The following is an 18,613-nucleotide window of genomic DNA, read 5'->3' as shown; positions in this document are numbered from 1 at the left end:
GATGCGTGCCATCAGCTGACCGCCGCCCCGAAGACGCTGTTGCCGGTCGGCAGGCCGTTCACCCCGGGCTTCCAGCTCTGCGTCGGAGTCGTGGTGCCTCCGGCCAGGGCGGACCAGGTGTACGCGTGGACAGCGTCGTCGCCGTAGGGCGTGCCCACGAGCAGACGCTGGGACGTCGCACCGAGCGACGTGCCGACGATCTCCTGCGCCCGGGTGCTGCCCGGCAGGCTCGTCCCGTTGCGCTCGATCGTCACCGGCGTGCCGATCGGGTTGGCCAGCGCCGGGAAGATCCGCACCCGGCCGGCGTCGACCTCGTCGCCGATGTTCTCGCCCGGGACGCCGATGGCGATGAACATCGTCGAGTTGGTGCCTTCGGCGGCCGGGTTGGTGTTCACCACCACGACCTTCTCGCCGAGGTAGTCGCCGTCCTCGGACGCGTAGGTGATCTCGGGTAGTTCGGTGTAGGTGTTGGCGGCGGTGACGTGGAAGCGGTGCACCAGGCCGGCGTCCGGCGCCGGGGTGTTCGTCGCCGCGACCGTGATGTCCTCGCCCGGCACGCCGACGACTACCAGCGAGTCTCTGGCGGTCGAGCCCACCGGCCGGTACGGCGCGATGGAGATCGACTTGCCGAAGTTGTCGTTGTTCTCCGAGACGTTCGAGACGTTCGTGGCGTCCTGGGTCAGCCCGGCGGCGAGCGTCGGCAGGCCGTTGGTCAGCGTGTGGCTGAAGACGTTCACCGCTCCGGCGAAGGCCTCGGTGCCGATAGCCTCGCCCGGAGAGCTGACCGCCCAGTGGTGCTTGGAGGCGGCCACCGCGTAGCCGGTACGGTCGTCGATCTCGGCCGAGCCGGGAATGCCGCCGGGGAAGCCAGTGCCGGTGCCCTGGCTCATCGCCAGGTTCAGGTTGCCGCGCAGGTAGTGCACGACGCCGGTGACGGGTGCGGTGGTGGAGAGCCCTTCACCGGGCACGCCGATCACCAGGTAGGGCTCGCCGCCGGCGGTGCGGCTGCCGGCCACCGAGTAGCCGAACCAGTCGTGGGCCTCGGCCGCGTCCGGCACGTTGGTGACGTCCTGGTGGTAGACCACCGGGGCCGGCCCCTGGGCCAGGCCCGCGGGCGAGCCGAGCAGCACGTAGACCGCGCCGGCGTAGGGCTGGCCGCTGACCGCCTGGTTGGGCACGCCGACTGCGAGGTCGGTGCAGCCGTCGTTGTTGTGGTCGTACGCGGAGATCGAGGTGCCGAACCGGTCACCAGCCTCGGCTGCGCCCGGAACGTTGGTGACTCCCTCGTGCAGAGTGTGGACGGTGGTGCTGCCGCCGTAGGCGACGTTCACCCGGCCGGCCCGGACCTGCCCGTTGACGGTGGCTTCGGGGTCGGCGATCGCGACGTCGGCGACGCCGTCGCCGTTGAAGTCGCTCTCGGTGCCGCCCGTGCAGCCGGTCGTCGGCGCGACGGTGGTGTAGACCTGCATCTCGCAGAACGAGGACCAGACGTCGCTGCCGGACACTCCGTCGTGGGCCTTGACCCGCCAGCGGTAGATGCCGCCGTCGACAAAGGCGCCCGCCGGCACGGTGGTGGCAGCAGTGGCCCCGGAGGCGACGCTGCTGTAGACGGCCGACCCGATCGGGGTGTCGGCGTTCATCGCCCACCACTCGAAGGTGACCGTCATGGCGGTGCCGTCACCGTCGGAGACGGTGGCCTTGAGCTGCGGAGTCAGGGTGTTGACCGTCGGCCGGCCGGAGCCGGTCACGCAGCTCGTGGCCGGGACGGTGGCCCGCGCGGTGACGGTCGGCCAGGAGTTGTAGGTCACCGACGCCTTCGGGTCCTCGGCGGCGCTGCCGCCCTCCCGGGACCGGAACTGCTTGAAGCCGGCGGTGACCGTCTCGTCGGTGGCCCGCACGCCCATGCCGGCCCGGGTCTTGTTGGCGGTGGCGGCCTTCTGGAAGAAGGTCTTTCCGTCGATGTTGGCCCAGGCGTCGGCGCTGGTGCAGCCGGAGCCGCCACCGGCGGTGGCGGTGGACCGGGCGTCGGGACCGACGGTGTCCCAGGCGGGCTGGTTGGTGAACGTCGTGGTGTAGGTCGACGGGGCGGTCGTCCAGATCTCCCACGAGGTCGGGGTGCAGGTGTGCGACCAGAAGTTATAGAACGAGACGGTCGCCGAGTTGATCTGCTTACCGGCCAGCACCGTGGTGTCCCAGGTGAGGAACGACCGGGTGAGGGTGGCCGGCGTGGTGGCCAGCAGACCGATCTGCAGGTCGGGCTCCTGGTTCTGGTCGGTGGTGACGGTCTGCCGGACCCAGGTGTCGAAGGTGGTGCCGAGTGGGTTGACCGTCGGGTCGATGGTCACCGGGTACGCGGTGGCCGGGTCGCGCAGCCAGGCGCGGTCCGGGGCGAGGGTCAGCTCGACGGCGTCACCGCGCTTGGTCAGCTCGGTGCGGACGGGCTTCTCGGCGGCGGGCCCACCCGTGATCGCGTTCTTCTTCGCGTCCCACATCAGCGGGGCGGGGATGTGCGCGGTCTGCTTGCCGGCCCGGTCGGTGATCGCGATCGAGCCGTCCTTGGCGCGGTTCGACCCGGCGACGCCGGGGCCGGTGAACGGGAAGGCGACGGTCTCGACCTGAGCGGCGGCGTCCCGGGTCTTGACGACCAGGAACTGCTCGAAGCCGGTCCGGGTCGCCTCGACCACGAGGTCCACGCCGGGGCGGGCGTCCACGTAGGTGGCCCGGTTGCCGGCGAGGACCGGCGCGGGCAGGGCGCCCGACCAGCCCATCGCCACCCGGTTCGCGCCGGTGCCGACCGCGGCCAGCTCGTGCTGGCCGGCACCGGCCGGGCCGGAGATCCGCAGGTCGTTGGGGTGTGCCACGGGGGCGACGGAGCCGTCCGCCGCCGCCTTGAGGGTGAGGTCAACCGGGACCCAGTCACCGCCCCGGCGGAATCGCTGCATGCCCGTGGCGATGTCCGCCCGGAACTGTCCGTCCGGTAGCGCGAAGACCTCCGTCGTCTCCGACGTAAGGCTCTTCACCTGCACCGGCTTGCCGGTCTCACGGGCGGTTCGCAGGGACACCGCCTCGTCGGACCTGTTCTCCACGCCACCCGTCACGCCATCCGGGCCGGCAGCGAGGTACGCCGCCGGTTCCCCCGAAATGCCGAACAATGCGACCGCCGTCATCACGGCAACACCTGCCGCAAGACATGAACGGACGGTGGCAGTCTTACGACGTGCCACGAACCCTCCCCCGTGAGTCTCCAGTTGTCTGTGCACCGGGACTGTAGGGAGCGCGCAGCTCACCGCACAAGCGTGGTCACGAACTGTGAGGACGAATGCCGTGAGACGGACTTATCGGCGTCGGCCGTCACACAGTGGAGTCTTGGCTGTTCGCAGCGCTTCACGCCGGGCGTGGCACCGCACCCTCGGCGAAGCCGAAAGAAGCGCAAAGAAACGCCCGAGGGATGAAGTTCAGTCAATGGATTTAATGAGGCGGAGCAATTCCGGTGAGCGCGCCAGGAATGGCATCACAGGCCGGGGCCTTGCGCGGCACGAGGGCACGGTCCACCGCAGAGGCCATCGCCCGGACGATGAACCCGGGGCCCACCTGGCACATCGGACGGAGACGACGAGGAGGGCCGGCCCGAATTCGCCTGGACGAGGCCCCGCCAACCCTCTGGAGCAGTCCATCGACGCAGGTGAGCGCTGGTGGACCGCCCTCACCACCGAATTCGTACGCACGTTCTAATGAATGTTCTTCCGGTTCGCCGGAACGATTCGGCGCTGTCCGGCCGGACCGCCGGACATTCCACTCTTCGACACCTGGCGGAACCACCGCTGGGGTGGTAAGCCCTGGTCGCTCACGCGCCGAGCGCGTCGATGTCGCGCATCTCCTCCGCGGTCAGCGAGAAATCGAAGATGTCGGCGTTGGCCCTGATCCGCTCCGGCGTGACCGACTTCGGGATCACCACGATCTCGTGGTCGATGTGCCAGCGCAGCACCACCTGCGCCGGCGACACGTCGTGCGCGGCGGCGATCCGGGTCAGCACCGGGTCGGAGAGGTCGCTGGTCTTGAAGGGGCTGTAGCCCTCCAGCACGACGCCCCGGTCGCGGTGCGCGACGTGGCGCTGCCGGTCGTACAGCGACGGGCTCCAGCGGATCTGGTTGACCGCCGGGTTCTCCTCGGTGGCCTGGATCAGCTCGTCGATCTGCGCGGTGCTGTAGTTGCTCACCCCGACCGCCCGGGTCAGGTTCTCGTCCCGGGCCGCGAGCAGCTCCCGCCACATCGGGATGCTGTCGGCCGGTGAGGCCGGCGGCCAGTGGATCAGCCAGAGGTCGACGTGGTCGGTGCCGAGCGCGCGCAGGCTCGCCTCGATGGTCTCCCGCTCCCGCCCCATCCGGTCCGGCGGCAGCTTGGTGGTGATGAAGATGTCCTCGCGGCGCAGCCCGCTCTCCTTGACCGCCCGGCCGACCTCCTCCTCGTTGCCGTACATGGTGGCGGTGTCGATGTGCCGGTAGCCGGCGTCGAGGGCGGCCAGCACGGCGTCGTGGCCGGCCTGGCCGGTGGCCTGCCAGGTGCCGAAACCGAGCATCGGCATCCGTACGTCGCCAGGAAGCAGCGCGGTGGGCTGGTCGAGGTGCTGGTCCATGCCGAGGGTTCTACCCCTGATCGCCGGGGACATGCCCCGGATCCGGGCAACCGGCGGAGCAGGGCGGTTTGCCGGAGAATGCCGGTGTGGCGGACCGTCTGGAGGAGTATCGGCGCAAGCGGGACGCGGCCCGCACCCCGGAGCCGGTGCCGCCGGAGCGGCCGCGCCGGCGCCGCCGGGCCGGCGAGGCGCGGTTCGTGATCCAGCAGCACCACGCCCGCGCGCTGCACTGGGACCTGCGGCTGGAGCGCGACGGCGTGCTCGCCTCCTGGGCGGTCCCCCGCGGCCTGCCCCGGGACACCGGCCGCAACCACCTCGCCGTGCACACCGAGGACCACCCGATGGAGTACCTCGACTTCCACGGCGAGATCCCGGCCGGCGAGTACGGCGGCGGGACGATGACCGTGCACGACCGGGGCACCTACCAGTGCGAGAAGTGGCGCGACGACGAGGTGATCGTGGTGCTGCACGGTGACCGCACCAGCGGCCGGTACGTCCTGTTCGCCACGGGTGGCCGCGACGGCCGGGACTGGATGGTCCGCCGTACCGACCCGCCCCCGCCCGGGTGGACGAGCATGCCGGAACTGGTGCGCCCGATGCACCCCACCCCGTCCGGCCGGTTGCCGGGCGACGGCGGGAACTGGGGGTACGAGCTGCGCTGGGACGGGGTACGGGCGATGGCCTACGTCTCGGGCGGCCGCCTGCGGCTGCTGTCGGAGACCGATGAGGACGTCACCGGGGCGTACCCCTGGTTGCGGGAGATGGCCGAGGCGCTGGCCCCGACGGAGGCCGTGCTGGACGGCGTGCTGGTCCGGATTGACCCCGCCGGGCGGGTCCGCCCGGCCCGGCCGAAGCGGGCCGCCGCCGACGCGCAGTTCCTTCTCTTCGACCTGCTCTGGCTGGAGGGCGTGAGCAGCACGGACGTGCCGTACGCGCAGCGCCGGGAGCTGCTCGACGGTCTGGCGCTGACCGGACCGCACTGGCAGACTCCGCCGTGGTTCCCCGGCACCGGCGCCGAGGCGCTGGACACGGCCCGCGGGCAGGGGCTGCCCGGGGTGGTGGCCAAGCGGCTGGACTCGGTCTACGAGCCGGGTCGGCGCAGCCGCCGCTGGCTGAGCATCGAGGCGAGCTGACGGCGAGGAGCATCGTGTACCTGACTCACCTGGAGTGCCCGCGCTGCGGGCGGGAGCACGATGCCGGCCGACCGGCCAACCTGTGCGGGTGCGGCTCGCCGCTGCTGGCGCGCTACGACCTGGCGGCGGTGGCCGCGGCGGTGACCCCGGAGCGGTTCGGCCTGCGCCCGGCTGACCTGTGGCGCTATCGCGAGGTGCTGCCGGTGGCCGACGAGCGGCACGTGACCACGTTGGGCGAGGGCTGGACGCCGCTGTTGCGCGCGCCGGCGTACGGCGCGGAGATCGGGATTCCGGACCTGCTCGTGAAGGACGAGGGGTTGACCCCGACCGGGTCGTTCAAGGCGCGTGGCGCGGCGGTCGGCGTGAGCCGGGCCCGGGAGCTGGGCGTCGAGCGGATCGCCATGCCGACCAACGGCAACGCCGGGGCGGCCTGGGCGACGTACGCGGCGCGGGCCGGCCTGGGCGCGACCATCGCCATGCCGTTGGACGCGCCGACCGTCTGCCGGCGCGAGTGCCTGGCCGCGGGCGCGGACCTGCGCCTGGTGGACGGGCTGATCAGCGACGCCGGCCGGTGGGTGGCGAAGCTGGTCGCCGACTCGGGTGGCACGGTCTTCGACGCGGGCACCCTGCGCGAGCCGTACCGTCTGGAGGGCAAGAAGACCATGGGGTACGAGATCGTCGAGCAGCTCGGCTGGCAGGTGCCCGACGTGATCATCTATCCGACCGGCGGCGGGGTCGGGTTGATCGGCATCCACAAGGCGATGCACGAGCTGCGCGAGCTGGGCTGGGTGGAGGAGAAGCTGCCCCGCCTGGTCGCGGTGCAGTCCACCGGCTGCGCCCCGGTGGTCCGGGCCTTCGCCGCCGGCCAGGATCGCGCGGAGCCGTGGGCGGACGCGCGCACCGTCGCCTTCGGCATCACCGTCCCCGCCCCGCTGGGCGACGAGCTGATGCTGACCGCGCTGCGGGAGAGCAGCGGTACGGCACTCGCCGTCGACGACGCGGAGATCCTGGCCGACCTGCGGGACTTCGCCGCCCGGGAGGGGCTGCTGCTCTGCCCGGAGGGGGCGGCCTGCCTCTCCGCCGCCCGGCACCTGCGCGCGGGTGGCTGGATCCGGGCCGGCGAGCGGGTGGTGGTGCTGAACACCGGGGCGGGGCTGAAGTATCCGGAGACGGTGGACGTCTCCGGCGTACCCCTGGTGGCCGCCTGATCGGACGGCGCGGCCGGCGGCGCCGGGCGCGGGCCGGAGTGTTGCGGGACCGGCCGTCAGCCGGAGACCGGATCGCGGAATCGCCAGGCCGCGTTGATCAGCCCGATGTGCGACAGCGCCTGCGGCATGTTGCCCAGCTGGGCGCGCGTGTCCAGGTCGAGCTGTTCGCTGAAGAGCCCGAGGTCGTTGGCGTACCCGAGCATCCGCGTGAACAGCCGCCGGGCCCGGTCCTCCTCGCCCGCCATGGTCAGGCACTCCACCAGCCAGAACGAGCAGAGCACGAAGCCGGCCGGATCGGTGCTCCAGCGGCGCACCAGGCCCTCGTCGCTGCCCAGCTCCCGCGCGACCACCTCGATGGTGGAGCGCATCCGGGGATCGGTGGCGGGCAGGAACTGCGCCATCGGCAGCAGCAGCACCGAGGCGTCCAGCTCCGGTGATCCGAAGGCCCCGGTGTACGCCCCGACCCGCTCGTTCCAGCCGTCCCGCAGCACGGTGTCGCGGATCTCGTCGCGGGCCGCCGCCCACCGCCGGACGTCGGCCCGCTCCCCGAGTCGGGGCGCCAACTGGACCGCCCGGTTCAGCGCCGCCCAGCAGAGCACCTTGGAGGAGAGGTAGTGCCGGTCGGCGTCCCGGGTCTCCCACATGCCGCGGTCCGGCAGCCGCCAGGTCGCGACGACCTGATCGGCCAGCCCGACGACCATCTCCCGCACCTCCTCCTCGAAGGTCTCGCCGAGATACTCGTGCAGCCGCCAGACGGCCGTGATCACCTCACCGGGCACGTCCAGCTGCCGCTGCCGCCAGGCGTCGTTGCCGACCCGCACCGGGCGGCTGCCCGCGTAGCCGCGCAGGTGGGCCAGCTCGTGCTCGGAGATGTCCCGCTCCCCCGCCAGGCCGAACAGCACCGGCACCGGCTGGTCCCCGATCCGGCCGATCGAGCGCGCCGCCCAGGAGAAGAGCCGGTTGGCCTCGGACGGACAGGCGGCCACCCACAACGCGCGCAGGGTCATGGCGAAGTCGCGCAGCCAGGAGTAGCGGTAGTCGTAGTTGCGGTCGCCGCCGCACCGCTCCGGCAGCGAGGTGGTCAGCGCGGCGGCCACCGCCCCGCTGCGGGCGTACGTCAGGCCGGTGAGCACGGTCGCGCCGAGGCGCACCTGCTCGGGGTACGGGCCGTCGTAGTGGTGGGTCTCCCGGTACGCCTCCCACGCCTGCACCGTCTCGGCGAGCGTGGTCAGCGGGTCGAGCCGGGCCGGCGGGTCGCCGTGCACCGGCGCGTACGCCAGGTCGAAGCCGACGCACTGCCCGGCGGCGACCTCGAACTCCTGCCGGACCCGGTCCCGGCCGGCGTGCAGGGGCGGCCCGCTGCCGCGCAGCACCAGCGCGGCCGGGCCGGCGGTGGCCAGCACCCCGCCGTCGGGTCGCTCGTGCAGGTACGGGGTGAGCAGGCCGTACTCGGGCCGGGGCGCGAAGTCCAGGACCATCCGGACCCGGCCGCTGAGCCCCTCGACCACCCGCAGCAGCACGGCCGGTGAGTTCATGCCCAGCTCGTGGCCGCGGGCGCCCACCTCGGCCGCCAGCGCGTCGGTGACCGCGACGCTCCCCTCCGGCGTGTGGTGCACGGTCCGCAGCACGAGCGTGTCCGGCCGGTACGCCCGCTCCACCCGGGACGGCCCCAGCGGGGCCAGCCGCCAGTACCCGGCCTCGGGGTCGAGCAGCCGGCCGAAGACCGACGGCGCGTCGAACCGGTCCGGGCACCACCAGTCGACGGAGCCGTCCCGACCGACCAGCGCGCCGGAGCGGCAGTCGGAGAGGAAGCCGTAGTCGGAAATCGGCGGCTGGTCCACCCGGCCCGGGTACCCGCACCGGCCAGGTTCAGGCCGGTCGGCGGGCCCGGCGGGCCGGGTGCCGGTGGGGGCGCGGTCAGGACGCCGGAGGCTCGTCCTCGCCGGCCGCCTCCGCCGCGTCGGCCTCCTCCTTGGTCCGGTGCACCACCTGGTCGGCGTGCTCCGGCGGGCCGTAGACGGTGTAGAGCACCAGCGGGTTCGGGCCGGTGTTGACGAAGTTGTGCTTGGTGCCGGCCGGCACGACCACCAGGTCGCCCTGGACGACCTCCCTGGTCTCCCCCGCCACCCGGGCCTCGCCGGTGCCGCTGACGAAGGTCAGGATCTGGTCGATCCCGTCGTGGACCTCCTCACCGATCTCGCCGCCCGGCGGGATGGTCATGATCACAAGCTGGGTCTTCGCGCCGGTCCAGAGCACCCGGCGGAAGTCGGGGCTCTTCTGGGCGACGGTCGCGATCGTGAAATGCTCCATGTGGCGCTCATACCCGGCCCGGGCCTCCGTCACGCCGGGACTGGCAGATGGTGGAATTCCCCACCTCGCGGAGGTTTGCCGCCCGGCACAACGGGCATCGACCACACTGACCGCCGCGTGGCGCGCGGCGGTCGAGCCAGGTCCCCGCTGGCGTACCGCCGGATGGCTGCGGTGGTGGGAGACGGCCGGAGCGCGGCGACGTGACGACCCACAGGTCGGGCGGCGCCGTGCGCCCGTGTCCGGGTCCGTTCCGGCCAGGACCGCGAGGTTGGAATGCGGCTGACCAGCGGATACGGCCCTCAGCGGACCACCCGCAGGTCGTCCTGGACCTTCCGGGCGGCAGCGACGTGCGCCCGGAGGTGGCCCAGCACGTCGGCCAGGCCGCTGCGCAGCTCCGCGTCGGCCGGCAACCCGTCCGCGCCGACCCCGCCGTGCGGCACCGGCAGGCGTACGCAGGCCGGCTCGACGATGTCGGCGCCGAGGTAGCCCAGCACCATCCGCAGGGTCTGTTCCGCCCCGCTCCCGCGCCCCGGGGCGGCCACGGTCACCCAGGCCACCGGTTTGCCGTGCAGGTCGCCGTTGCCGACCGTCCAGTCGAGCAGGTTCTTGAAGCTGCCCGGCAGGGTGCCGGCGTACTCGGGGGTGCAGAAGAGCACCGCGTCGGCGTCGGCCAGCGCGGCGCGCAGCGCCGGCACCGGGGCGGGCGGCGCGTCGACCTGGTCGGGATCGAAGGCGGGCAGCTCGCGCAGCGCGTCGTGCAGGGTGGCGGCCACCCCCGGCACGGCCAGGGCGGCGGCGGTGCGCAGGGTGGCGGTGTTGGTGGACCCGGCCCGGGTGCTCCCCGGGACGAGCAGGATCCGGGCGTCCTGCGCCATCGGCTGCTCCTCGACGTCGGCGGCACCGGTCAGTCAAGCACGGCCCGCTCCGGCGGCCCACCCCTGACTTCCGGTCCGCCGATCGGCGGGCCCACAACGGATTCCGGTCACCACCGGCCGTTCAACCCTGTGACGACGACGAATGTCTGGCTAGATTGAAGTATGGTGCCCGCCCACCGGGGTCGGGTGGCGGAACCGGTCTACCGCCCCATCCTCGCCAGCCGGCGGGGCGAGCTGGAGGCGCTGACCCATCTGGGCAGCGCGGTGGCTCCACTGCTCGCTCCGGTCATCGAACTCTCCACAGTCGACGTCACCGTGCTCGAGCTGCTCGGCCGGCTGCCGGCCGGGCTGGTCCCGGCGGTCGACGTCTCCGCCCTGCCCGACGTGCCGGAGACCGAACTGGTCCGCTGGGACGTACCGGTGGTGCCGGTGATCGGGCTGGCCGACAGCGACCGGCGGCTGGTGGCGCACGGGGTCGCGGCGCAGGCGAATGCCCGGCGGGCGGTGGTCCGGCTGCGCGCCGGCCAGGACCGGGCCGGCCCGGACGCGACCACCGCGGCGGTGGAACGGATCTGGCGGTACGGCCGACTCGTGCCGGAGCAGTGCGACCTGCTCATCGACGCCGGGGACGTCTGCTGCCCGGCCGAGGTGCGGGTGGCCGAGCCGCGGGTGCGGCGGCTGGTGGACTGGGCGCGCCGGCACGCGTGGCGCACGGTGACCGTGGCGGCCGGCGGGATGCCCCCGACGCTGTCCCGGCTCCCCCCCGACGAGCCGGTACGCCTCGACCGCTGGGACTGGCTGCTCTGGCTGCGCCTCGCCGAACTCGGCGTCGGGTACGGCGACTACGGGGTGGCCGCCGCGTCGCCCGGCGGCGACGGACCGGGCGACCGCTTCCCCACCGTGCGGTACACGGCGGACGGCGCCTGGTGGGTCTACCGCTGGTCGCGGCGGGGCGGCCGGGGCGACGAGCGCTTCGCCGACCTGTGCCGCACGCTGGTGGCCGCACCGCACTGGCCGGCGGCCGGGGCCGGCTTCTCCTGGGGCGACCACGAGCTGCTGCGCCGCGCCCGGCGGGTGGCCGGGGCGGGCTCGCCGACGAACTGGACGGCGTGGAGCACGTCGCACCATCTGGCGCACGTGCTGGCCACGCTCACCCGGCCGGTCCGGGATCAGCGCCCGGGCGCGTGGCCCGGCGAGGCGGAACGCGGGCGTCCCACCCGGCCGCACCGGGGCGGCGAGACGCGCCGGGCGGGCTGACTCACTCCTTCTCGGTGAAGCCGAACTGCACGACGCCCTCGTCGTCGACGACCGCGTCGACGGAGGTGTCGTTGAGCAGTTCGGCGGCGTCCGCGTCGAGGAAGATGCGGGCGCCCTGGTTGTCGACCACCTGGTCGCCCTGCACCGGTTCCGGCACCAGCTCGATGGTGAGCGAGCCGGCGCTGGTGTCCGCGGCGATGCGCAGCCCGCCGTCCTCGGCGACGTCCTGCTGGACGGCGAGGTCGCGGATCACGAGCACGGCGTTGTCGGTCATCTTGAGCATGTCGGAACTCCTCATGGGTTCTCGGCAGCGGGGCCTCGCACACAGCGGCGAAGCGCGCACCTGATGGCGAATCGGTCGTCGCCCGGCGAATCGGGGCGCATCGCGCGGCCCCCTCACCCCCACCGTGCCCCTTGGACGGGCGTCCGTCAAATAGACCAGCCTCTGTGGGAGCGCCCCCGCGCGTTGCGCGTTTCCGCTTCTCAGCGCGGTCGTCGTCGCTAGGCTGGGGTGAGGACGGCGGGTCAGCCGTAGGCGTCGCGCGGGGGTTCGGAGAAAACCTTCGGCGCGGAGTCTTGCCTGGCGGAAATCTCCATGACAGCGTCGACGCATGCATCGTCGTCTCTTTTTCCGGAGCGCGGCGCTGGCGACGCTCGCCGCCACCGTGGCCGCCGCCGGCGCCCTTCCCGCCACCGCCGAGTCGCCGACCCCGGCGGCCACCCGGCTGCACGCCACCATCGACGCGATCCTCGCCGACGCCCGGCTCACCGGGGCGCAGGCCGGAGTGGTCGTGGTGGACACCGCCACCGGTCAGTCCCTGTACGACCGCAACGGCGACCGGCGGCTGATCCCCGCCTCCAACACCAAGCTGCTGACCTCGGCCGCGGCGCTGGAACTGCTCGGCCCGGGGCACCGGTTCACCACCGACGTACGCACCACCGGGCAGCGCCGGGCCGGTCTGGTCTCCGGCGACCTCTACCTGCGCGGCGGGGGCGATCCGACCATGCTGGCCGCCGACTACGACGCGCTCGCCGCCGAGGTGGCCGCGAGCGGCGTACGGGTGGTGACCGGGAACCTGGTCGCCGACGACACCCGCTACGACCGCACCCGGCTCGGGCCGGACTGGACGTGGGACGACGAGTCGTACTACTACGCCGCGCAGGTCTCGGCGCTGACCGTCGCCCCGGACACCGACTACGACGCCGGCAACGTGATCGTGCACGCCGCCCCGGCCGCGAGCGCGGGCGCACCGCCGGCGATCACCATGACGCCGCCCAACGGCTACGTGCGCATCGACAACCGGGCCGAGACGGTCGCCGAGGGCGAGACCACGATCGCCTTCGAGCGGGAGCACGGCACCAACACCGTGGTGGTCACCGGCCAGATCGCGGTCGGCGACGATCCGTCCAGCGACTGGATGACCGTCTGGGAGCCCACCGGGTACGCCGCCGACGTCTTCCGGACCGCGCTGCGCCGGCACGGCGTGCGGGTGCTCGGGCGTACCGTGCTCGGCCGGGCCACCCCGGACGGCGCGGCACCGGTGGCCCGCCACGACTCGATGACCCTGGCCGAGCTGATGGTGCCGTTCCTCAAGCTCTCCAACAACGGGCACGCCGAGGTGCTCACCAAGGAAATCGGCCGGATCATCTCCGGCTCGGGCACCTGGTCGGCGGGGCTGACCGCGATCAGCGAGTACGTCGCCGACGCCGGCATGGACACCGGCACCCTGCGCCAGCGCGACGGCTCGGGGCTGTCCCGGCGCAACCTCATCCCGCCCGCCGAGTTCGTCGCGCTGCTCGCCGGGGTGCGCGCCGAGCCGTGGTTCGCCGACTGGTACGCCGCCCTGCCGATCGCCGGCAACGCCGATCGCCTCGTCGGCGGGACGCTGCGCAGCCGGATGCGCAACACGCCGGCGGCGAACAACGTGCACGCCAAGACCGGCAGCCTGACCGGGGTCTCCGGCCTCTCCGGCTACGTCACCGACGCCGACGGCCGGGTGCTGGCGTTCTCCGTGGTGCTCAACAACTACCTGGCCTCGTCGGTGAAGGGGCTGGAGGACCAGATCGCCATCGCGCTGGCGTCGTACACCGAGAAGAGCGTGACCAGCGCGCGGGTGGCGCCGCCGGTGGCGCCCGACGCGCCCCGCGCCCCCGAGGGGCTGGAGTGCTCCTGGGTGAAGCCGATCGTCTGCTGAGCGCGGGTGCGGGCCCGGCCGGAGCCGGGCCCGCACCCCGGCGTCTCCGTGCCGCGCCGGTCGCCGTGGCCCGCCGATCACCTGGCGGGCCAGGGTCACACCCGCTGCAGCACCACCACCGGGATGTCCCGGTCGGTCTTCGTCTGGTACTCCTCGTACGCCGGCCAGATGTCGACCATCGTCCGCCACATCCGGGGCTTCTCCTCGGACCCGGCGGTCCGCGCCCGCACCGCGAACGTCTCCGCGCCGACCTGCACCTCGGCCTCCGGGTCGGCGAGCAGGTTCAAGTACCAGGCCGGGTGCTGCGGCGCGCCGCCCTGCGAACCCACCACCAGGTAGTCGTCGCCGTCGCGGCCGTAGATCAGGGCGGTGCGGCGCAGCTTGCCGCTGCGCCGGCCCCGGGTGGTCAGCAGCAGGGTGAAGACGCCGGGCCGCCACTCGTGCCCCTGCTCTCCGCCGGTCTCCACGTACCGTCGGATGTGGTCGGCCACCCACGCCTGGGGGCTGTCCAGCACCTGCTCGCTCGCCGCCATCGCCTGCCTCCCGCGCGTCGTCGCGTCGTCGCGCCCACGCTACTCCGGCGCGCCGCACCCGGCCGGTGAACCGGCTCAGCGCAGGGCGACCGCGCGGAGGGCGACGTTGCCGCAGCCGTTGAAGGTCTCCTCGGCGGTCCAGGAGATCAGCAGCTTCTGCCCCGCGGCGACCCGGAACCGGACGACGAACTGGGAGCTGTGGTTGGTGTGCGGGTCCTCCACGCGCAGCGTGCTGGTCGGGCCGCCGCTGGAGAGCCGCACGTCGAGCCGGCCGCGGGCCATCCAGAGCCCGGCGAAGACGTGCACGGTGCGCAGCTCGCCGCTGCCGAGCACGGCGAGGCGGAAGCCGTTGCCGACGTGGCAGGTGTGGATGCCGGTGGAGGTGCCGCCCTCGCCCCCCACCGGGGCGCCGTCACGCCAGCCGAACAGTTCCGGGTCGGTGTCGTAGCTGCTCCGCGCGCCCGGCCCGCCCTCGTCGCGGATCTCCCCGGAGCCGCCGCGCTTGCGGACCACGGAGTCCGGGCCGCGCAGCCCCCAGTGCACCCAGTCGCGGGTGCCGAGCTGGGTCAGGTCCACCATGGCCGGCACGTCGGTCCGGGAGACGGTGAGCAGCGGCGTCGCCGGCCGCGGCGCGGGCGTCGGGGTCAGCGAGGGCGACGGTGCGGGTGTGGGCGGCCGCTGCCGGGGCTGCAGCCCCGGCGACGCGACGCCCGCCTCGGCCACCTGGCCGGGCCCGCCGACCGGCCCGGACGGGCGGCCGACCGCGGTGGAGGCCGCGCCGGGCAGCGCCACGCCCCCGTCGCGCGGCTCGGGCTCCGGTTCGGCGCCGAGGTACGCCACCAGCACGGCGAGGCAGGCGGCGGCGGTCAGCGCCTCGACGGTCCAGCGGCGACGGTGCCGGTGCCGGGCCATCCGCCGTGGCGTGCTCCGGCTCGGGCCTGGGCCGGTCCGTCTCAGCTCGTCTTCCGTCACCGCTTCTCCGCTCTCCTCACGGTCGTCGACGCGGCGGTTGCGGTCACCACGTGGAGCCGCCTCACGTTTTCATCCGAACGGCCTCTTGCGCCATATGTGGAGCGCTGGGCGTTTCCAGTTCGTTACCAAGTGGTAGCAATGGAAACATTCCTGCCAGTGATCCGACCCGCTCCGGCGTGCCGCACGGTGCCGAGGACCCACCAGGCCGGCGCCGTTGCGAACCGGCGCTTCGCGCGCGACGGTCGCGCCACCGGCCGACCTGACCGTACTGAATGGTGTGCCGATCGCGAAGCCGGCGCCGTCAGCGCAGCTCGAAGCCGAGCGTCCGGGCCAGCACCATCGCCTGCTGCGGGTCGATCACCGCCCCGGCCCGCTCGACCGCCGTCGGGTCCAACGCGGTCAGATCGCTGCCGCGCAGGTCGGCCCGGCCGAGCCGGACCGCGTGCAGCTGCGCGCCGGAGAGGTCGACGCCGGTCACCGTCGCCCCGGTCAGGTTGGCCCCGGTCAGGTCGGCCTCGCGCATCCGTACGTCGGTGAAGCTCACCCCGCGCAGGTCGGCCCCGGGCAGCGCGACGAACGACCAGTCGCCGCCCTCGACCCGCAACGGCCGCAGGTCGCACTGGTCGAAGGTGCTGCCCACCAGCTTGCAGCCGGCGAACTCCGCCTCGAAGAAGTTGCACCGCCGGAACACGCAGCGGGTGAAGGCCGAGTCGGCGTGCCGGGACGAGTTGAACCGCACGTTGCCGAAGATGCACCCGGTGAAGGTGGCGCCCCGGCTGACCGCCTCGGTGAGGTCGACGTCGTGGAAGACGCAGTTGACGAAGTGCCGGTCGGCCAGCTCCTCGGCGTACCAGTCCTGGTGGCGGAACGTGACGTCCTCGGTCGGCTCGGGCATCGCACCACCCTATGTGCCGGCACCGACACCGGCCGGCCTTCCGCCGGCGGCGTACCGGCTAGTAGGTTCGGCGGCGTGAGCGTGGCACGCAGCACCGACCCGGACCTCATCGGCTTCGACCCCGCGCGACTGGCGCGCATCGACGACCACTTCGGCCGGTACGTCGACGACGGCCGGCTCGCCGGCTGGCAGATCGTGGTCACCCGGCGCGGCGAGGTCGCGCACTCCTCGACGTACGGCCTGCGGGACACCGAGGCCGGCACTCCCGTCGAGCGGGACACCCTCTGGCGCATCTACTCGATGACCAAGCCGATCACCTCGGTCGCGGCGATGATGCTCTGGGAGGAGGGCCACTTCGAGCTGAACGACCCGATCAGCCGGTGGCTGCCGGAGTTCGCCGACGTCCGGGTCTTCGACAAGGGTTCGGCGCTCAAGCCGTACACGGTGCCGGCCATCGAGCCGATCCGGGTCTGGCACCTGCTCACCCACACCTCCGGCCTGACGTACGGCTTCGCGCAGACCTCGGTGGTCGACGCCCTCTACCGCGCCGCCGGCTACGACCTGGGCGTGCCGCGCGGGCTGGACCTGGCCGGTGCCTCGGCCGGGATGGCCCGGCTGCCGCTGATGTTCCAGCCCGGCACCGGCTGGAACTACGGCGTCTCCACCGACGTGCTGGGCCGGCTGGTGGAGGTGGTCTCCGGGCAGAGCCTGGACGCGTTCTTCGCCGAGCGGATCCTCACCCCGCTGGGCATGACCGACACCCGCTGGTGGGTCGACGAGCCGGACGCCAAGCGGCTCGCCGCCCTCTACACCCCGCACCCGGGCACCGGCCAGGCGATCCGCGCCGACCGGTTCGGGGCCGCCGCGCTGCACCGCCCCGACTGCCTCTCCGGCGGCGGCGGGCTGGTCTCCACGGCCGCCGACTACCACCTGTTCACCCAGATGCTGCTGCGCGGCGGCGAGCTGGGCAGCGTACGCCTGCTCGCGCCCCGCACGGTGCGCTACATGACCCGCAACCACCTGCCCGGCGGCGGCGACCTGGCGTCGTTCGAGCCGGAGGGCTTCGCCGAGACGGTGCTGGACGGCATCGGCTTCGGCCTGGGCTTCGCCGTGGTCCAGGACCCGGTGCCGGCCCGGGTGCCGAGCAGCGTCGGCGAGTACTACTGGGGTGGCCTGGCCAGCACGGCGTTCTGGGTCGACCCGGTGGAGGAGATCACCGCGCTGCTGTTCACCCAGTTGATGCCGTCGAGCACCTACCCGCTCCGCTCCCAGCTGCGCCAGCTCGTCTACTCCGCCCTGGTCGACTGAGCCGTTCCGCCGACGGGCGGCCGGGCCGGTCCATAGCCTGGACGACATGAGCGAGCGCAGCGGATTGCCGACATGAGCAACCTGGTGGTGTACGGGGCTGGTGGCACCGCGGGCTCGCGGATCGTCGCGGAGGCGGTCGACCGGGGACACCGGGTCACGGCGGCGGTCCGCCGGCCCGAGTCGGTCACCTGGCTGCCGGCCGGGGTGAACGTGGTGGTCGGGGACGCCACCTCGGCGCAGAGCGTGCGGGAGCTGGCCCCCGACGCCGACGTCTTCGTGGTGGCGATCGGCGGCGGGGAGCGGGCGCTCTGGCGGGACGCGGCGCAGAACCTGGTCACCGTCCTGCGGGAGGTGCCGAACCCGCCGCGGCTCATCCACGTCGGGGGCGGGGCGACCCTGCTGACGCCGAACGGCACCCCGTTCCTCGACGAGCCGGACTTCCCCGACGAGTACCGGGACTCGGCGCTGGGCCAGGCCGACGCGCTCGCCCTTTACCGCTCCTCGGCCGACGGGCTGACCTGGACCTATCTCTCCCCGCCGCCGATGGAGTTCCACCCGGGCGAGCGGACCGGCCGCTACCGCACCGGCACCGAGCACCCGGTCGTCGACGAGGGCGGGCGCTCGGTGCTGACCTACGAGGACCTGGCGGTCGCCATCGTCGACGAGATCGAGAACCCGCGCTTCGAGAACATGCGGTTCACCGCCGCGTACTGAGCCTCAGTCCGCCAGCCGGGCCGGGAAGCCGCCGGTGGCGACCGGCCCCCAGCTGTCGATGGTGACCCGGATCAGGGACTTGCCCTGGCGGATCATCGCCTGCCGGTACTCGTCCCAGTCCGGGTGCTCGCCGGAGATGCTGCGGAAGTACTCGACCAGCGGCTCCAGGGCCTGCGGCAGGTCGAGCACCTCGGCGGTGCCGTCGACCTGCACCCAGGGGCCGTCCCAGTCGTCGGAGAGCACGCAGGCGGAGACCCGGGGGTCGCGGCGGATGTTGGCCGCCTTCGCCCGTTCGGGATAGGTGGAGATCACCAGCCGGCCCTCGGCGTCGACGCCGCAGGCGACCGGGGAGGACTGCGGCCGGCCGTCGGACCGGGTGGTCATCAGCAGGACCTTGTGCCGGGGGCGGATGAACTCGATCAGGGCGTCCCGGTCGACCCGGGTGTTGCTCGCGATGGTCCGTGCCATGCGTCGGTTCTACCAGCCCCGCGGGTACGCCCCGCAGCGGCGGGTCAGCGGGCCCGGCCGGGGACCCGGCCGGGGGCGGCCTGGGCGGGGACCCGGGGCCGGGGGGGGGGGG

At 73.4% G+C, this 18,613-nt stretch carries 16 protein-coding genes; 6 read left to right on the top strand and 10 right to left on the bottom strand.

Translation table 11 applies throughout. The annotated features are described in order from the left end of the window. Positions 1–11: 11 nt before the first annotated feature. Positions 12–3,167 (bottom strand): DNRLRE domain-containing protein, encoded by a 3,156-nt coding sequence (locus tag ACSNN7_RS09265; protein ID WP_436680263.1) that lies wholly within the window; start codon positions 3,165–3,167, stop codon positions 12–14. A gap of 677 nt (positions 3,168–3,844) precedes the next feature. Continuing rightward, complete coding sequence (locus ACSNN7_RS09260) at positions 3,845–4,633, bottom strand: aldo/keto reductase (RefSeq protein ID WP_436680262.1); 789 nt, start codon at positions 4,631–4,633, stop codon at positions 3,845–3,847. 86 nt (positions 4,634–4,719) lie between these two features. On the opposite strand from ACSNN7_RS09260, the gene ACSNN7_RS09255 reads away from it, so the two are divergent. Both ACSNN7_RS09255 and ACSNN7_RS09250 read left to right on the top strand, forming a co-directional pair. Further along, the gene (locus ACSNN7_RS09255) at positions 4,720–5,766 is read left to right on the top strand and encodes a DNA polymerase ligase N-terminal domain-containing protein (protein ID WP_436680261.1); all 1,047 of its coding nucleotides are present in this window, start codon (positions 4,720–4,722) and stop codon (positions 5,764–5,766) included. Positions 5,767–5,780: 14 nt separating this feature from the next. Further along, positions 5,781–6,974, top strand: a complete 1,194-nt coding sequence (locus ACSNN7_RS09250; protein ID WP_436680260.1) for a threonine synthase — start codon at positions 5,781–5,783, stop codon at positions 6,972–6,974. A gap of 56 nt (positions 6,975–7,030) precedes the next feature. On the opposite strand, the gene ACSNN7_RS09245 is transcribed toward ACSNN7_RS09250, so the two are convergent. The 3 genes from ACSNN7_RS09245 to ACSNN7_RS09235 all read right to left on the bottom strand — a co-directional run bounded on the left by ACSNN7_RS09245 (position 7,031) and on the right by ACSNN7_RS09235 (position 10,159). Continuing rightward, entirely contained in the window at positions 7,031–8,815 is a 1,785-nt protein-coding gene (locus ACSNN7_RS09245; protein ID WP_436680259.1) for a glycoside hydrolase family 15 protein, read from the bottom strand. A 76-nt stretch (positions 8,816–8,891) separates the two neighbouring features. Next, on the bottom strand, positions 8,892–9,284 hold the full coding sequence (locus ACSNN7_RS09240) for a cupin domain-containing protein (RefSeq protein WP_436680258.1): 393 nt from the start codon (positions 9,282–9,284) through the stop codon (positions 8,892–8,894). A gap of 299 nt (positions 9,285–9,583) precedes the next feature. Beyond that, the gene (locus tag ACSNN7_RS09235) at positions 9,584–10,159 is read right to left on the bottom strand and encodes an NADPH-dependent FMN reductase (protein ID WP_436680257.1); all 576 of its coding nucleotides are present in this window, start codon (positions 10,157–10,159) and stop codon (positions 9,584–9,586) included. 186 nt (positions 10,160–10,345) lie between these two features. Here ACSNN7_RS09235 and ACSNN7_RS09230 point away from each other — a divergent pair, with 186 nt between their 5' ends. After that, the gene (locus ACSNN7_RS09230; protein ID WP_436680256.1) at positions 10,346–11,416 is read left to right on the top strand and encodes a beta family protein; all 1,071 of its coding nucleotides are present in this window, start codon (positions 10,346–10,348) and stop codon (positions 11,414–11,416) included. 1 nt (position 11,417) lies between these two features. Here the strand turns inward: ACSNN7_RS09230 and ACSNN7_RS09225 are convergent, their stop codons facing one another. After that, positions 11,418–11,699 carry an adhesin gene (locus ACSNN7_RS09225; RefSeq protein ID WP_436680255.1) on the bottom strand — a complete coding sequence of 94 codons (282 nt, stop codon included), beginning with the start codon at positions 11,697–11,699 and terminating at the stop codon, positions 11,418–11,420. A 328-nt stretch (positions 11,700–12,027) separates the two neighbouring features. Here ACSNN7_RS09225 and dacB point away from each other — a divergent pair, with 328 nt between their 5' ends. After that, the gene (gene dacB, locus ACSNN7_RS09220) at positions 12,028–13,611 is read left to right on the top strand and encodes a D-alanyl-D-alanine carboxypeptidase/D-alanyl-D-alanine endopeptidase (RefSeq protein WP_436680254.1); all 1,584 of its coding nucleotides are present in this window, start codon (positions 12,028–12,030) and stop codon (positions 13,609–13,611) included. Positions 13,612–13,706: 95 nt separating this feature from the next. Here the strand turns inward: dacB and ACSNN7_RS09215 are convergent, their stop codons facing one another. From ACSNN7_RS09215 to ACSNN7_RS09205, 3 genes are all read right to left on the bottom strand, one after another. Next, the gene (locus tag ACSNN7_RS09215; RefSeq protein WP_436680253.1) at positions 13,707–14,144 is read right to left on the bottom strand and encodes a nitroreductase family deazaflavin-dependent oxidoreductase; all 438 of its coding nucleotides are present in this window, start codon (positions 14,142–14,144) and stop codon (positions 13,707–13,709) included. A 75-nt stretch (positions 14,145–14,219) separates the two neighbouring features. Beyond that, on the bottom strand, positions 14,220–15,056 hold the full coding sequence (locus tag ACSNN7_RS09210) for a hypothetical protein (RefSeq protein WP_436680252.1): 837 nt from the start codon (positions 15,054–15,056) through the stop codon (positions 14,220–14,222). A 361-nt stretch (positions 15,057–15,417) separates the two neighbouring features. After that, on the bottom strand, positions 15,418–16,011 hold the full coding sequence (locus ACSNN7_RS09205; protein WP_436680251.1) for a pentapeptide repeat-containing protein: 594 nt from the start codon (positions 16,009–16,011) through the stop codon (positions 15,418–15,420). A 75-nt stretch (positions 16,012–16,086) separates the two neighbouring features. On the opposite strand from ACSNN7_RS09205, the gene ACSNN7_RS09200 reads away from it, so the two are divergent. Together ACSNN7_RS09200 and ACSNN7_RS09195 are read left to right on the top strand one after the other, a co-directional pair. After that, positions 16,087–17,319: a serine hydrolase domain-containing protein gene (locus tag ACSNN7_RS09200; protein WP_436680250.1), complete on the top strand. Its 1,233-nt coding sequence runs from the start codon at positions 16,087–16,089 to the stop codon at positions 17,317–17,319. Between the two features lie 72 nt (positions 17,320–17,391). Further along, positions 17,392–18,033, top strand: coding sequence for an NAD(P)-dependent oxidoreductase (locus ACSNN7_RS09195; RefSeq protein ID WP_436680249.1), 642 nt, complete (start codon positions 17,392–17,394; stop codon positions 18,031–18,033). A 3-nt stretch (positions 18,034–18,036) separates the two neighbouring features. Here ACSNN7_RS09195 and ACSNN7_RS09190 read toward each other — a convergent pair whose 3' ends face one another. Next, positions 18,037–18,501: a PPOX class F420-dependent oxidoreductase gene (locus tag ACSNN7_RS09190; protein WP_436680248.1), complete on the bottom strand. Its 465-nt coding sequence runs from the start codon at positions 18,499–18,501 to the stop codon at positions 18,037–18,039. Positions 18,502–18,613 lie beyond the last annotated feature (112 nt).

Source organism: Micromonospora sp. URMC 105 (assembly GCF_051386295.1).
Lineage (GTDB): Bacteria > Actinomycetota > Actinomycetes > Mycobacteriales > Micromonosporaceae > Micromonospora.
This window is presented reverse-complemented; position numbering and strand designations above follow the sequence as displayed.

Excerpts from the sequence above, each read along its gene's own strand:
- ACSNN7_RS09235 (WP_436680257.1), bottom strand. The coding sequence starts at position 10,159 with ATGGCGCAGGACGCCCGGATCCTGCTCGTCCCGGGGAGCACCCGGGCC.
- ACSNN7_RS09190 (WP_436680248.1), bottom strand. The coding sequence starts at position 18,501 with ATGGCACGGACCATCGCGAGCAACACCCGGGTCGACCGGGACGCCCTG.
- ACSNN7_RS09195 (WP_436680249.1), top strand. The coding sequence starts at position 17,392 with ATGAGCAACCTGGTGGTGTACGGGGCTGGTGGCACCGCGGGCTCGCGG.
- dacB (WP_436680254.1), top strand. The coding sequence starts at position 12,028 with ATGCATCGTCGTCTCTTTTTCCGGAGCGCGGCGCTGGCGACGCTCGCC.
- ACSNN7_RS09210 (WP_436680252.1), bottom strand. The coding sequence starts at position 15,056 with ATGGCCCGGCACCGGCACCGTCGCCGCTGGACCGTCGAGGCGCTGACC.
- ACSNN7_RS09260 (WP_436680262.1), bottom strand. The coding sequence starts at position 4,633 with ATGGACCAGCACCTCGACCAGCCCACCGCGCTGCTTCCTGGCGACGTA.
- ACSNN7_RS09225 (WP_436680255.1), bottom strand. The coding sequence starts at position 11,699 with ATGCTCAAGATGACCGACAACGCCGTGCTCGTGATCCGCGACCTCGCC.
- ACSNN7_RS09205 (WP_436680251.1), bottom strand. The coding sequence starts at position 16,011 with ATGCCCGAGCCGACCGAGGACGTCACGTTCCGCCACCAGGACTGGTAC.
- ACSNN7_RS09240 (WP_436680258.1), bottom strand. The coding sequence starts at position 9,284 with ATGGAGCATTTCACGATCGCGACCGTCGCCCAGAAGAGCCCCGACTTC.
- ACSNN7_RS09265 (WP_436680263.1), bottom strand. The coding sequence starts at position 3,167 with ATGACGGCGGTCGCATTGTTCGGCATTTCGGGGGAACCGGCGGCGTAC.
- ACSNN7_RS09215 (WP_436680253.1), bottom strand. The coding sequence starts at position 14,144 with ATGGCGGCGAGCGAGCAGGTGCTGGACAGCCCCCAGGCGTGGGTGGCC.